The sequence below is a fragment of the Cupriavidus sp. SK-4 genome (assembly GCF_000611125.1).
GTDB classification, from domain to species: domain Bacteria; phylum Pseudomonadota; class Gammaproteobacteria; order Burkholderiales; family Burkholderiaceae; genus Cupriavidus; species Cupriavidus necator.
This window is the reverse complement of record NZ_JFJW01000051.1, coordinates 1-12,658: the sequence shown is the minus strand read 5'-3', so window position 1 is coordinate 12,658 and position 12,658 is coordinate 1. Positions and strand designations below refer to the sequence as shown.

Here is a 12,658-nt window from a genome sequence, read left to right as displayed (position 1 = left end):
GGGCGGCGGGGCGCTGGCCGGCATCGGCTGCCATACGATTGCCATGCTGAACGACCCGGCCAAGACCCACACGGCTTCGCATATGGGTGGAGAGGGGGTGATGTGGATGGGGCAGGCGCCGTTCACGCGCGAACCCCATGTCTTTGCCAATATGGGCGACGGCACCTACTTCCATTCCGGCTACCTGGCTATCCGCCAGGCGCAGGCGGCCAATCTGCGCATGACCTACAAGCTGCTCTTCAACGGCTTTGTCTCCATGACTGGCGGCCAGCCCGTGGACGGCGACCTGAGCGTGGACAAGGCGGTGGCCCAGCTGCGAGCGGAAGGGATCGGCAAGATCGTGGTGGTCACCGATGACGTGACCGCCTACGACGGGCCAAGGCGCGCGGCGCTGGGCGTGCCGGTGTACGACCGCGCGCAGCTGGAGACCGTACAGCGCGGGCTGCGCGAACATGCCGGGCTGTCGGTGCTGGTCTACGACCAGGCGTGTGCCACCGAGGCGCGGCGCCTGCGCAAGCGCGGCAAGCTGCCCGACCCGCAGGTCCGTACCTATATCGACCCGGAAGTCTGCGAGGGCTGCGGCGATTGCGGCGAACAGTCCGGATGCCTCGCGATCGAACCGCTGGAGACGCCGCTGGGCCGCAAGCGGCAGATCAACCAGTCTTCATGCAACAAGGACCTGTCGTGCGTGCGCGGCTTCTGCCCCAGCTTTGTCACGCTCGATGGCGCCAGGCCGCGCCGGCCACAGCGCGGCAAGGACGGCGAGCTGACGATTCCCGCGCTGCCCGACGTTGAGATCCCGGGCGATTTCGCGTCGACGGCAATCCTGGTGGCGGGCATCGGCGGCACCGGCGTAGTCACCATTGGCGCCGTGCTGACCATGGCCGCGCACCTGGACGGCAAGGCCGGCAGCTCGCTCGACGTCACCGGGCTCTCGCAGAAGTATGGCGCGGTCGGCTCCCACATCCGCATTGCGCCGCGCGCGGAACTGCTGCACGCAGCGCGCATCGGCAGCGCGGAGGCCGATGTCCTGCTGGGATGCGACCTGATCGTCGCCGCGGGCGCGGACGCGCTGTCCCGACTGCGGCCGGGACAGGCGCGTGCCTTCGTCAACACCGGGATCGTGCCCACCAGCGACTTCACCAGCCAGCCGGACTGGTCGGCGGATGAGGCAGGCCTGAGGCAGCGGTTGAGCGGGGCGCTGGGAGTGCGCGCCGAGTTCGTCGATGTGGCGGCGCTCGCGCAGCAACTCCTTGGCGACGCCATCCTCTCCAACATGCTGCTGCTCGGCTATGCCTGGCAGAAGGGCGTGATCCCGGTGCGGCGCGCGGCGATGGAGAAAGGCATCGAACTCAACGGCGTGGCGACCGGCACCAACCGCAAGGCATTCGCGCTGGGCCGATGGCTGGCGCACGACCACGCCGCAGTGCGGCGCCTGCTGGCGCCGGCGCAGGTGGTCCAGTTCCCGAAGAAGGCCGACGGTCCGCTGGGCGAACTGATCGACGACCGGGCCCGGCGCCTCGTCGACTACCAGAACGCGGCACTGGCCACACGCTACCGCACTCGGATCGAGGCAGTGCGCCGGATGCTGGCGGGCCGCAGCGATGCGCAGGCGCTGCTGCGGCAGGTGGCAACGCAGTACTACCGCGTGCTGGCGGTCAAGGACGAGTATGAAGTGGCGCGCCTGTATTCACGCCCGGCGTTCATGCAGTCCCTGCGCGACGGCTTCGACGGCGACTTCAAGGTCAGCTTCCATCTCGCGGGCGGTCCCTTCGGCAAGCTGGACAAGGTGACCGGGAAGATCGGCAAGACCGCCGTCGGAGCGTGGATCCGGCCCGCGTTCCGACTGCTGGCCGGTGCGCGCTTCCTGCGCGGCAGCCGGCTCGATCCGTTCGCGCGGGGCGCCGAAGCACAGCTCAATCGCAGCGTGCTGGCGGCCTATGAGGCAGACCTTGACCTGCTCGGCCAAGCCGCGGCGCAGTGGCCGGCCGAACGCTTGCTGGCCTTGCTTGGCTGGCCGGCCAGCGTGCGCGGCTACGGCCACGTGCGCGAACGGCAGGCGCAGGCGGGCTTTGCCAGACGGGACCGGGCACGCAAGGAGTGGGACGGCGATGCCAGCCGGTAGCGACAACGGCATCCGTGCGATGCCATCACCGAAAGCAGAAACACCATGAACAAAGTCATCATCACCTGCGCCATCACCGGTTCGATCCACACCCCGTCCATGTCACCCCACCTGCCGGTTACGCCCGATGACATCGCGGCGAGCGCGATCGACGCCGCGCGGGCCGGTGCCGCCATCGTCCACCTGCACGCGCGGAATCCCGCGGACGGGCGCCCGTCGCAGGACCCGACGCTGTTCCGCCAGTTCGCGCCAGCCATCAAGGCGGCATCGGACGTGGTCATCAACCTGACAACTGGCGGTGCGCCGTCGATGAGCGTGGAGGAGCGGCTGCAGCCCGCACTGCAATTGCGCCCCGAAGTCGCCTCGCTCAATATGGGCTCGATGAACTTCGGACTGTACGAATTGCTGGATCGCTTCAAGGAATTCCGACACGACTGGGAACGGCCTCATCTTGCGCAAAGCTATGACGGCATCTTCAGGAACACCTTCAAGGATATCGCCTACATCCTTCAGTCCTGCAGCGAGAACCAGACGCGCTTCGAGATCGAATGCTACGACATCGGGCACCTGTACACGGCCGCCCATTTTCTCGATCGCGCGCTGCTGAAGCCGCCGCTGCTGATCCAGTCCGTATTCGGGCTGCGCGGCGGCATCGGCGCGCATGTGGAGGACTTGATGCATATGCGCCGCACGGCGGACCGGCTGTTCGGCAAGGACTACGTCTGGTCGGTGCTGGGCGCCGGCCGCAGCCAGATGCCGCTGGCGGCGATTTCCGCGGCGATGGGTGGCAACGTACGCGTCGGGCTGGAGGACTCGCTGTGGGACGGACCCGGGAAACTGGCCGACAGCAATGCCGCGCAGGTCCTGCGCGTGCGCAGTGTGATTGAAGCGCTTTCGCTGGAGGTTGCCACGCCGGAGGAGGCGCGTACCTTGCTGAAGCTCAAGGGGCGGGAGAATGTTGGATTCTGAACGCAGAACGCCGGCGGGCAGGGGGGCAGCGGTATCGGTCCTGCAACCTGGACCGCGGCCGTGGCAACGCGCCAGGACACGCCTTGGCGAAGGTAGATCTCCCTTGTAGCGAGATTCCAGCAAGAGCGAGCTTCCGGGAGCCAATGCCAAAAGCGGCCGGCCCGAGAAGGCTGCCCGGCATTCTGCACAGCTTTTTTTGGGAGAAGGGGTATCCAAGTGCTGCCAACCCGCGTATATTTCGCCCCGCGGGGTGGAGCAGTTGGCAGCTCGTCGGGCTCATAACCCGAAGGTCGCAGGTTCAAGTCCTGCCCCCGCAACCACATTCGCCCAAGCCCCGCCGGAGCCATCCGCGTGGGGCTTTTGCTTTGGTTTCAGCCGCAGACGCACGCATAGCGTTCCGCATTATGGCTGGACTGCGGCTTTGTCGCGATAAGAAGGGGTTGGCCAGTCGGGTGCCATCGCTGAAAGCGGATGTCTCGCTTTCTTTTACCGGCGGCACGGCCCGTTGCCGTGTGACGGTCGAGCCCAGGTCCAGTGCAGATGTGGCGCGCCAAGGAGCCAGCCACAGACGCCGAAGACCACGAAAAGCCAAGGCCATAGGTGGTAAGGCCGCTCAGCGGGGCGGAATGGTCGCCGTAATACCCTGCCAGCGCCAGGCCAAGTATTGCAGAGCTGTCATAGCCGGCGATCGAGCCTTCATGCCGGAAGGTGGTGTGCGTGGCGTCCGCGCCCGGAAAGCTCTCGACCGGAAACAGGCCCCGGTCCACGAACCAGGGGCCAGTCACATGAGCAGGCGCACGCACGAGGGGAAGCAGTCTTGCCCAGCCGTTCCGGGCGGAAGCGGAATTCTTGAAGCGAAGACAGAGCAGGTGCGCATGATGTATCTCGGCTGGCCGGGCGTGCTGATGCCCGGAAAGGGGACATCTGGAGCGAAGCGGGGCCACCGCTTCCGCTCAGCGCAGATGTCCGCCAAACAGTCCCAGCAGGCCGATGACGATAAGGTAAATGGCGACGATGTAGTTGAGCAGCCGCGGCATGACAAGAATCAGGATGCCAGCGATCAGCGATATGAGAGGACCAGCGCTGGTGATGATGGTCACGATGACTCCATGGGATTGGCGTGCTCCGACAGTATTCCTGGCAGCGGCAGCAGGCTGGACAGCGTCCTGATCTGGAAGTGATTCAGCGTACGCCAATGCGTATGCGAATGCGGTACGGCAGCGTACGGAGGCAGCGAAGAGCGTGCCGATGCAGGGAACCATGCTGCGCGCGGCGATATGGGTTGCTGTCCGGTTGAGGAGTGCCGTGCTGCCTGCCTCGGCAACAACATCAGCCGAACACGCGCGATCTGAGGTCGTCCTCGAAATCGACAGTCCATTGCGCCCCCAGGTTGCCGTTGTATTGGCGGATTTCCCTCCCGAAGCCTACCGAGACGGTGCGCCTGCGTGCCAGCGCGGCGCCTGCAGCGTCTTCAACGGCTGTCACGGTAAATCCGTCGGGTGCCACCCCGTTACGCAGACAGGTCTCGCGGAAAGCTTCCTGTTCCAGCGGAGGGAACTGATTCAGCATCGTCTCCAGCATGGGTGTCTCCTGATTCTGTTGCTCAGCCTCTTGATATCCGCCTTGACGTCGCCGTACGCCGCTCTGTTGCCTACCCAGAGGATAGTTGTGACGGATTCTCAAGTCAGTCCGGTGCCGTACGCATCGGGAAGGCGCGTTTCGGCATTCTGGTTCTTCCCTGCTCAAGGAAACTGCAGGGGAGAAGAGGGTGATCCCGGGCATTGCTTCAGGTACATGGGGCACTGTGCTAGCGGGCAGCCCGAAATCCGAGAGCGCAGATCCGATGAAGTGGGCGTGACTTGCGGGGTACTCTTGCCTGGCATTTGCCTCGTCCATTCGCCGACCTATATTTAGAAACGTAAGTGATCCTCTACCGTCCCGTGGTATGCGCGCCAAGCCCTGGGCAAGGTCGGAGTCACTGATAGCAACCTGTCCTGAGCGGTGAGATGCAGTCACGACCCGAAGTCCAATCACCTTCTCGCCGCACTGCCGGCCGTCGACTGGGAGCGCCTCGCACCACACCTGGCGCTGGTGGAACTGCCGCTGGCCCATGTCGTGTACGAGTCAGGAGATCAACAGGGCTACGTCTATTTCCCGACCGATTCGATCATTTCACTACTGTACGTGATGGAAGACGGGGACTCCGCCGAGATTGCAATCGTAGGCAATGAGGGAATGGTCGGCATTGCAATCTTCATGGGGGGCGAAACGACCCCGAGCCGAGCCATCGTGCAAAGCGCCGGGCACGGATACCGCCTGAGCGCAGCGCTGCTGAAGCAGGAGTTCGTGCGGGGCGGATCCCTGCAGCGCCTGTTGCTGCGCTATACCCAGGCGCTCATTACCCAGATGGCGCAAACCGCGGTATGCAACCGCCATCACTCCATCGATCAGCAACTGTGCCGATGGCTGCTGCTGAGCATCGACCGGCTGCCCTCCAACGACCTGACGATGACGCAGGAACTCATTGCCAACATGCTCGGGGTGCGGCGCTCCGGCGTGACCGAGGCGGCCTTGAAACTCCAGGCTGCCGGCCTGATCCGCTATAGCCATGGGCATATAGCTGTACTCGACCGGGCAGGGCTGGAAAGACGCGTATGCGAATGCTACGCGGTCGTGAAGCGGGAGTTTGATCGCTTGTTGCCTGACCTGTCTGCGACTTGAGCGCAAAGGTTGGGGCACCTGGCAAGCCGAGTTGCGCCGGTTTCCTGATGCGGGGTTTCTATCACTACGCGTGCGGAACAGCGGGGTAGCCGCTAAAACGTCGCAATGTCGTTACGTGCCTTTGCCTCGCCGTAATCAAGCGCCGTATCAATGGTTGGAAAGTGTTCCGTACCGTCTATCAGCTCATAGGACTGTACGCTCAGGAGACCATCCCTGACCGGCCGCCCGTCGGTGCGCGCAATCGAATAGCGCACCGAATATCCGATGGCAACTGCAGGCGCGGCAGGATCGTACTTTTGCTCCACTTCGATCGAAACCTGATGGTCACCGACAGTGATACGCCGTTGCATGACCGTCCCCTTTCCGATGGGCTCTAGTTATTCGATCCTAGTACACGAAGAGTGGCACGCGCAGGAGCGTGGCGGGCGAAGAAGAGTCTCCACCAGCGAGTGGATGTCCCTGCTCCTACTTCTCCACTCGGGCAAGGGCTGACTAACAGGGCATCGACGGCCTTTTTTGCTGTGCGCAGGATTGTGACATCGTCGTAGTCGCCGGGGGCGTCGATGGTTTCACGGGGCAGATCGGCAGGGTAGATGACAGAAAGAACTTCATGAATTGCATTTTCGCTGTCAAACGGGCCAAGCCGGCAGATGCACGCCGTTGGATCAACCTCCGCAAAATACCAATTGCGGGGGCTGTCGTGAAAAATGACGATGACGGTAGTGGGATAATCTGTTGGCATTTTCCTCGCCTTAGAAGGCCGGTCCGATACCCGGAAACCCCGGAAGCAATCACTTCAAATCGGCATAAGGGTCCAGTCAAAGAGACTGGCCTGTCATGCGATTAGTCCGGCCCTCTTAATCCTGAAGGAAAATAATGGTGTGTTGCTCGCGAGAATGGTACGCGGATTTCCCGTGCATCCAGTCGGCAGCGAGCACTGCATCGGATTTATATATAGTTCACCCTTGGGCCGGGCGCCGTCCGCTAGCGAACAGTCCTGGATATTCATTTAACTATGGGTCAGATCCGCTCAGAAGGCCCAATGCACGCGACCCCCCTCCTTGCGTACCACGGCTTCCCTTCGTGTTCGCCAGCGTACCGAAACGCCTTGCTATTCGGGGTATCTGTCTCTTACGCATTCGGATCTTGCGAAGGAGCCGGCGATGCACCTCGGCCTGCTTAGTCTCCCCTGGTGGGGTTACGCGCTTGTGACGCTGGGCTTGACCCACGTCACCATCGCGTCGGTCACGATTTTCCTGCACCGTCACCAGGCCCACCGCGCCCTCGATCTGCATCCCGTCGCCAGCCATTTCCTGCGCTTCTGGCTGTGGCCTGACCACCGGGATGGTGACCAGGGAGTGGGTGGCGATTCATCGCAAGCACCACGCCAGGTGCGAAACCCCGGAAGACCCGCACAGCCCGCAGTTCTACGGCATCAGGCGAGTGCTGCTGGAAGGTGCGGAACTCTATCGCAGCGAGGCCAGGAACGCTGCAACGCTTGAGAGGTATGGACACGGCACCCCGGACGACTGGATTGAGCGCAATCTTTATGCGAAGCACGTCGGGCTAGGGATCGGCATCATGCTGGTGATCGATCTGGTGCTGTTCGGCCCGATCGGACTGAGCATCTGGGCAGTGCAGATGCTGTGGGTCCCGTTCTTTGCCGCGGGCGTGATCAACGGCATCGGCCACTACTGGGGCTACCGCACGTACGCGCCGAATGACACTTCCACGAATATCGTGCCGTGGGGCATTCTGATCGGCGGCGAGGAACTGCATAACAACCATCATGCCTACGTCAGCTCAGCCAGGCTGTCCAGCAAGTGGTGGGAAATTGATCTTGGTTGGGTGTACATCCGCTTGCTGGTGGCGCTCCGTCTTGCCAGGGTACGCAGGGTGGCGCCAAAGATCCGCTTCAATCCGGCCAGGACAGACTGCGACGCGCAGACCCTGCAGGCCATCTCCACACACCGCTACCACGTAATGGCCGAGTTCGCCAACACCCTGCGGCAAACCGCACTGGGTGAAATCCGCACCCTGCGGGCGCGTGGGCTAGCGGGTCTGAATGAGGCTAGGGCAAAGGAAGCGCTCAAGCACTGGCTACAAAGGGAGGTGGCGGCCCTACCGGCGCGTGAGCGCGCAATCCTGCACCAGGCCCTGCACGCCAGTGCTTGCTGCGCACCGTCTACGCGATGCGCGAAGACCTCACCGCGTTGTGGAGCCGCTCTTCCATCCCGAGGAGCAACTGGTCGAGCAGCTGGAAGGCTGGTGCCGGCGCGCCGACCAAAGCGGAATCCGTGCGTTGCAGGAGTTTTCCGGGAAGCTCCGCTGCTATGCCTGACCGTTGGGAGACATGAAATGACATTGGGAACAATGCTATTGATCGTGCTCATCTTGCTGCTGATCGGCGCGTTCCCAGCCTGGCCGCACAGCCGGGGGTGGGGCTACGGTCCCAGCGGTGGTCTTGGACTGGTGGTGGTAATCCTGCTCATACTGTTGCTGATGGGCAAGATATAGCGCGTTGCGCCGAGGTCGCGCTAGGATGGCCGGAAGATAGGGGCGGCCCCTTGATGCTGTTTCTGCGCATTCGCTTTTGCCGATTATTGCCTTCCAGCCCCATTAGAATTGGTTCTGGCCGGATATTCACCAGAAAGCGGGCGGGGTTGCATTCGTGCTTCCGCTGAGCACTACTTTTTTATCCACTGACCTTCAGGAGTCTTGATGAAGGATCCTGGCGCCGCTTTTTCGATGGCTTTTTGTCCCGCCAGGATCGCCACTTGCTCCAGGGTGGCACCGTTCTTCTTGGCAATGGCGTCGTACGCCGCGCGGCGCTTCACATTGATATCCGCGGCAAGCTCCACTGCGTCCGGGGTCGCCTTGACAACACCCAGATAACCATCTGGTTGCTCCCCCACGAGCCCCTGTGACTTGGCACTATCCAGGCCCAATGCCATGGCCAGCGCACTGCCAGACAGCAGTAGCACCGCCATCAATCGTGTCGCCATTTTCATGGTTGGCTCCTAGAACAATGTGCGGTCTTCATTGATGAGTTTATCCACATCTTTTTCTACCTTGAGGCGAATCTCATGATCAATCTTCACATTCAGATTGATGGTGATCGGGTCTTTGGGGGCCTCAAGGGCGATCCGGGGCGTGCAGGCGGCCAGTGGCAGCAAAGCGACAAGCAAAACGGTTCTCATGGCGTGTCCTCCACGTCATCGCTGCGCGAGCCTTCTGCAGGCACCCGGTTCAGTACCCGCCGGGAGATATCATCCCCAATGCGCAAGCTGCGCAATAGTTCGAACACGTTCTCCCGGTGCGTGTAGTTTAGTACGATTGGCAAGCTCTTCTTCTGCGGGTTCTGGCCTTTGATGGTGACCGCGGCGTCCAGCCAACCGTCCGGCTTCATATTCAGACGCGCCTCGAATTCGTCAATTGCCAGATTGCTCAGGGCATCGAGCGCCAGTTCCACCGCGCGATTGGATTGGACCATCGCGGTGACCCCGGCAGATGGCATGACCTTGAGTAGCAAGGGGCCCTCGTTGCTCAGGTGACCCGACCGCAAGGCCAGGGAGTCCTTCGTCAGTTGTAGCGGCAGATTGCCGCCCACGCGGCCAGCGAGTTGAACGGTCGGGTTCGGATCGCTTTGCAGCGCGGCCACCTCTGCGAGGTTGATGCGGCCGATGGCCACGGCCTGAAGCTGAGAGGACGGCCATTGCAAGGTGGGCGCGTGCATATGGCCTCCTAGCACGTCGGCGGAAACATCGACGGCGTGCCAGGTGGTCAAGTCAGATTGGACCGTCATGCGGATATTGCGCACCTGGGTGCCCACGTCCAGTTCGGCGAGCATGATCGGGCCGATGCTTGTGAGCGCTACGCCATTCCTGTGCAGCTCAATATGCGCTGCACCATTGCCACCCGTGGCCAGAATGTCTCCCCAGTCCAGCGCCAGCCCGGACACGAATATGTCGCCTTGCAGCCGCCAGTCATCCTGCCACTGCCAGCGGCCTTGGCCATTGAGCATGCCTTGCTTCAAGGTGAAGCCGAGGCTGCGGCTCATGGATGCAGACAGCGGTGTCCTGATTTCCATCATGCCTTTCGCTCCGGTGTTCCTTCCGCGGCCTGCCAGCTCTGCGGTTAAGGTCAGCTCGGATTGCCAGGCCGGTGCGCGCAGCGTGGTCCTGCCGCGCTGCCCAGCGAAGGCGATTTTTCCATTGACGGTGGGCAGTACCCAGCGGGTTGCAACGATGCCCTCCGCCTTGACCTCCAGCTTGCCGAATACGCCTTGGGGGCCGACGCGCAGAGGCGTTGTGGCGACCACGGCGATCGGCTTGATCAATATCGTTCCGACGAGCCCGCCGGCTATCGTTGCGCGACTGCCAGTGCCCAGGTACCACTGCCCGTCCTTGCCAAACCAGGGGGCGACGAGCTTCAGCTCCCCGCCCCGCGCATAGAAGGGGAGCCGCGAGTCGGCTTCAACCGTACCTTCCCAGCGTCCTCGCGCAAAGCGGGCGCTGAGCGCCCCCGTGACAAGGGCGTTGCCATAGTGGCCATTGAACTCCGCGCGCGTGGTCCAGCTCGGCGCCTGGAAGCCGGTCACCGGCATGCTCACTGCCAGCAACAGCTCTGATCCCCTGACCGTCAGGCTAGCCGGTTCCCCCGCCAGCCCGGAGGCTTCGATGCGGCCTTGCCAAGACCCGGTCAGGTCGTATCCGGCGGCTTTGCCTGCCAGGTCAACCCGTCCTTGCCAGTTCCACTTGGCTCCCTGCCAGGCTAACCGGCTGTCGACGGTTTTGACTTCCATATCGCGATACTGAAGCTCGGCCGAGATTGCGCTTTCACCGGCCAATGCCAGCGGCAGTATCAAAGGCCGAGGCCAGCGCAGCAGAATCCCCTCAGGGAGTTGTATCGACGCCGGCAACAGTTCCAACCCTTGCCGGTTCCAGCGAATCGGCACTCTGCCAGCTAGCGAGGGCCCGGCCAGCGTCAGCATGCCCTGGCCGCGTGTTATGCCAGTGCCCTCGGTATCCAGGGTCAGCACTATGGTGCCCTGCGGGCCTGCCGCTCGCAGGTCCAGGCGCAGGGACTCCACCCCCTCCAGATTGCCGCTGGCCCGTAGTACTTGCCGGGCTTCCAGGCTCCAGTCACCGCCGAGCGTCAACGGTTCCCCCAGCTCGGCATTCAAATGCCATCTTTTGGCGGCGAGGCTGGCCTCGAGCCTCATGTCGGACCGTTGAGGTTGATCACGATGACCCAGTTGTTGCCCCTGCGCCTGTAAATCGCCGTCCAGCCGGCTGGCTTGCCACAGCCCAAGGCCCGTGAAGGTCAGCGCGCCCAGGAACCCGGGCGCGATGTCAGCCGCCTGAATCTGGCCCTGCGCGCTCCAGCGCCCGGAAAAGCGGTCATAGGTAGCGGTCGCATTGCTGTGCTGATACTTTGCCCATGCCTGCCAACGCTGATCGCGCTGGCGGACGGTGACTGCTATCGGCGGCAAGCCGGGAATGGAAAGTGCATCGACGATGAGATCGAATGGCGGCGTCCATGGGGGAGGGGGGGGCTCGCCGCCAGCTTGGCAGTCGGCCAGGCTCACGCTGGCTACGGTGATCGTCACTGGCCGCCAGCCGGTGATCCGCAATCGTTCGCCGCGGGCCTGCACGCAGCCGTCTTGTAGCCTTTGCCAATGCGCCAGCTCCAGCCCGTCCTGCCAACCGAGCCCCTGGACACGTACACCCAGCGCAAATGCCGTGATCACCACCGCCAACAGCATCCACACTGGCAGCAGCGCCAGGATGATCAGCCAGACATTGTTGCGACGCAAGAATGCAAGCGTTGGAGAATATTGCCGGGAGCGGAGCATGTCGCAGCCCGTCTACGTTATTGAGCTGGCACTGTGATTCTTCCCTTGCCTTGGCAAACAGGTTCTATGTTCCCACGTCGCCAGGGAGTGGCTCAGGAGCGATCGCATTTTCGGTTCTGACCGTGGCCAGACATGCGTCAACCATACTCCGAACCGAAGTGGCATAGTGATGGCGCCCATTGCGCTCTGGCGCGTTTCGCTCCACTGATCCGTATCACCTCCTGGCGAGAGGGCGACGACGATCGACGCATCCGGGAAACGCTGCTGCACACGCCGGACAAGGTAGCGCAAGTGGGACGGCTTACCGATGACAGCCGAGCCGGTATTGTTGGTCGCGCAAGGCCCGGTGATTTTGCTTCAGCTGGTCAATCTGCTGCCATGCATTCACTTGGCGCTGCTGGTTCTCGTTGGCACGTATCTGTGCGTCGATGGCTGAGCATTGACCGCGCAATTGGTTTTGCTCTTGCGCGTATTGGGCCTGTAGCTGTGCCTGCTGGCTTTGAAACTGCTTTTCTTCCGCCGCCCGCGTGCCTAGATATTCCTGCTCAGCTTTGCGGACATTTTCAGACTTGCCCATGGTGGACACGGTGCCGCCCATGGGTGAGGTGATGTCGGTGTAGCCGCTGGGACAGTACCGGTCTTGGGTGTAGAGAATGCTCTTGCCGCTGCGGCATTTGGCGGCGTGAGCAGTGGGCGCGCAGGCGATAGCTAGGGCGATGGTGAGAGTCTTGTACATAAGGTTCACGCTTGGTGCCAAGGCCGTCACCATCTGTTGGAGAGCTTGCAGCGTCAACCCCTCGTAAGACTGATGTAGGGAGGCCGGCGGCAGTCGATCATCTGTGCAGAAGCGGAGACGAAACGCGAGCCGTGGCGCGAGAAACCGGGCTTGTCTGGACTTGTTCGCAGCGCTTGCTGTCGCAGGCGCCAGAAATGTCTGCAATTTTACATAACACTTATTATGCGTCCTTCGAGTGTAAGGGCCAAAC

The 12,658-nt window shown here is 62.6% G+C and carries 11 protein-coding genes, 1 tRNA gene and 2 pseudogenes; 6 read left to right on the top strand and 8 right to left on the bottom strand.

Annotation, left to right across the window (positions count from 1 at the left end; translation table 11 throughout):
* The 3 genes and pseudogenes from CF68_RS37685 to CF68_RS09975 all read left to right on the top strand — a co-directional run.
* A pseudogene (locus CF68_RS37685) lies at positions 1-2,125 on the top strand (indolepyruvate ferredoxin oxidoreductase family protein); the annotation flags it as partial.
* Between the two features lie 45 nt (positions 2,126-2,170).
* Entirely contained in the window at positions 2,171-3,094 is a 924-nt protein-coding gene (locus tag CF68_RS09980; protein WP_035818032.1) for a 3-keto-5-aminohexanoate cleavage protein, read from the top strand.
* Positions 3,095-3,338: 244 nt separating this feature from the next.
* Positions 3,339-3,414, top strand: a tRNA-Met gene (locus tag CF68_RS09975).
* A 633-nt stretch (positions 3,415-4,047) separates the two neighbouring features.
* Here CF68_RS09975 and CF68_RS36170 read toward each other — a convergent pair.
* Both CF68_RS36170 and CF68_RS09965 read right to left on the bottom strand, forming a co-directional pair.
* Complete coding sequence (locus CF68_RS36170) at positions 4,048-4,194, bottom strand: DUF3096 domain-containing protein (protein ID WP_080745335.1); 147 nt, start codon at positions 4,192-4,194, stop codon at positions 4,048-4,050.
* A 229-nt stretch (positions 4,195-4,423) separates the two neighbouring features.
* A complete protein-coding gene (locus CF68_RS09965; protein ID WP_035818027.1) occupies positions 4,424-4,675 on the bottom strand; it encodes a hypothetical protein in 252 nt (83 codons plus the stop codon).
* A 420-nt stretch (positions 4,676-5,095) separates the two neighbouring features.
* On the opposite strand from CF68_RS09965, the gene CF68_RS09960 reads away from it, so the two are divergent.
* Positions 5,096-5,815, top strand: a complete 720-nt coding sequence (locus CF68_RS09960) for a Crp/Fnr family transcriptional regulator (protein WP_035818026.1) — start codon at positions 5,096-5,098, stop codon at positions 5,813-5,815.
* Positions 5,816-5,907: 92 nt separating this feature from the next.
* Here the strand turns inward: CF68_RS09960 and CF68_RS09955 are convergent, their stop codons facing one another.
* Both CF68_RS09955 and CF68_RS37040 read right to left on the bottom strand, forming a co-directional pair.
* Positions 5,908-6,165: a hypothetical protein gene (locus CF68_RS09955; RefSeq protein WP_035818024.1), complete on the bottom strand. Its 258-nt coding sequence runs from the start codon at positions 6,163-6,165 to the stop codon at positions 5,908-5,910.
* A gap of 23 nt (positions 6,166-6,188) precedes the next feature.
* Entirely contained in the window at positions 6,189-6,557 is a 369-nt protein-coding gene (locus tag CF68_RS37040; RefSeq protein WP_152548484.1) for a hypothetical protein, read from the bottom strand.
* 421 nt (positions 6,558-6,978) lie between these two features.
* Here CF68_RS37040 and CF68_RS39060 point away from each other — a divergent pair.
* Positions 6,979-8,156 (top strand): annotated as a pseudogene (locus CF68_RS39060) (fatty acid desaturase).
* Between the two features lie 17 nt (positions 8,157-8,173).
* Positions 8,174-8,332 (top strand): DUF3309 family protein, encoded by a 159-nt coding sequence (locus tag CF68_RS36165; RefSeq protein ID WP_084187156.1) that lies wholly within the window; start codon positions 8,174-8,176, stop codon positions 8,330-8,332.
* Positions 8,333-8,502: 170 nt separating this feature from the next.
* On the opposite strand, the gene CF68_RS09940 is transcribed toward CF68_RS36165, so the two are convergent.
* The 4 genes from CF68_RS09940 to CF68_RS38225 form a co-directional block, all read right to left on the bottom strand.
* Positions 8,503-8,826 (bottom strand): YdbL family protein, encoded by a 324-nt coding sequence (locus CF68_RS09940; RefSeq protein ID WP_035818019.1) that lies wholly within the window; start codon positions 8,824-8,826, stop codon positions 8,503-8,505.
* A gap of 9 nt (positions 8,827-8,835) precedes the next feature.
* Entirely contained in the window at positions 8,836-9,015 is a 180-nt protein-coding gene (locus CF68_RS09935; RefSeq protein WP_035818017.1) for a YnbE family lipoprotein, read from the bottom strand.
* On the bottom strand, positions 9,012-11,633 hold the full coding sequence (locus CF68_RS09930) for a YdbH domain-containing protein (protein ID WP_235205722.1): 2,622 nt from the start codon (positions 11,631-11,633) through the stop codon (positions 9,012-9,014). Before CF68_RS09930 ends, CF68_RS09935 begins: the two co-directional genes overlap by 4 nt.
* 340 nt (positions 11,634-11,973) lie before the next feature.
* Positions 11,974-12,658, bottom strand: a 685-nt coding sequence (locus tag CF68_RS38225) for a hypothetical protein (RefSeq protein ID WP_235205721.1), incomplete at its 5' end; no start/stop codon positions are given.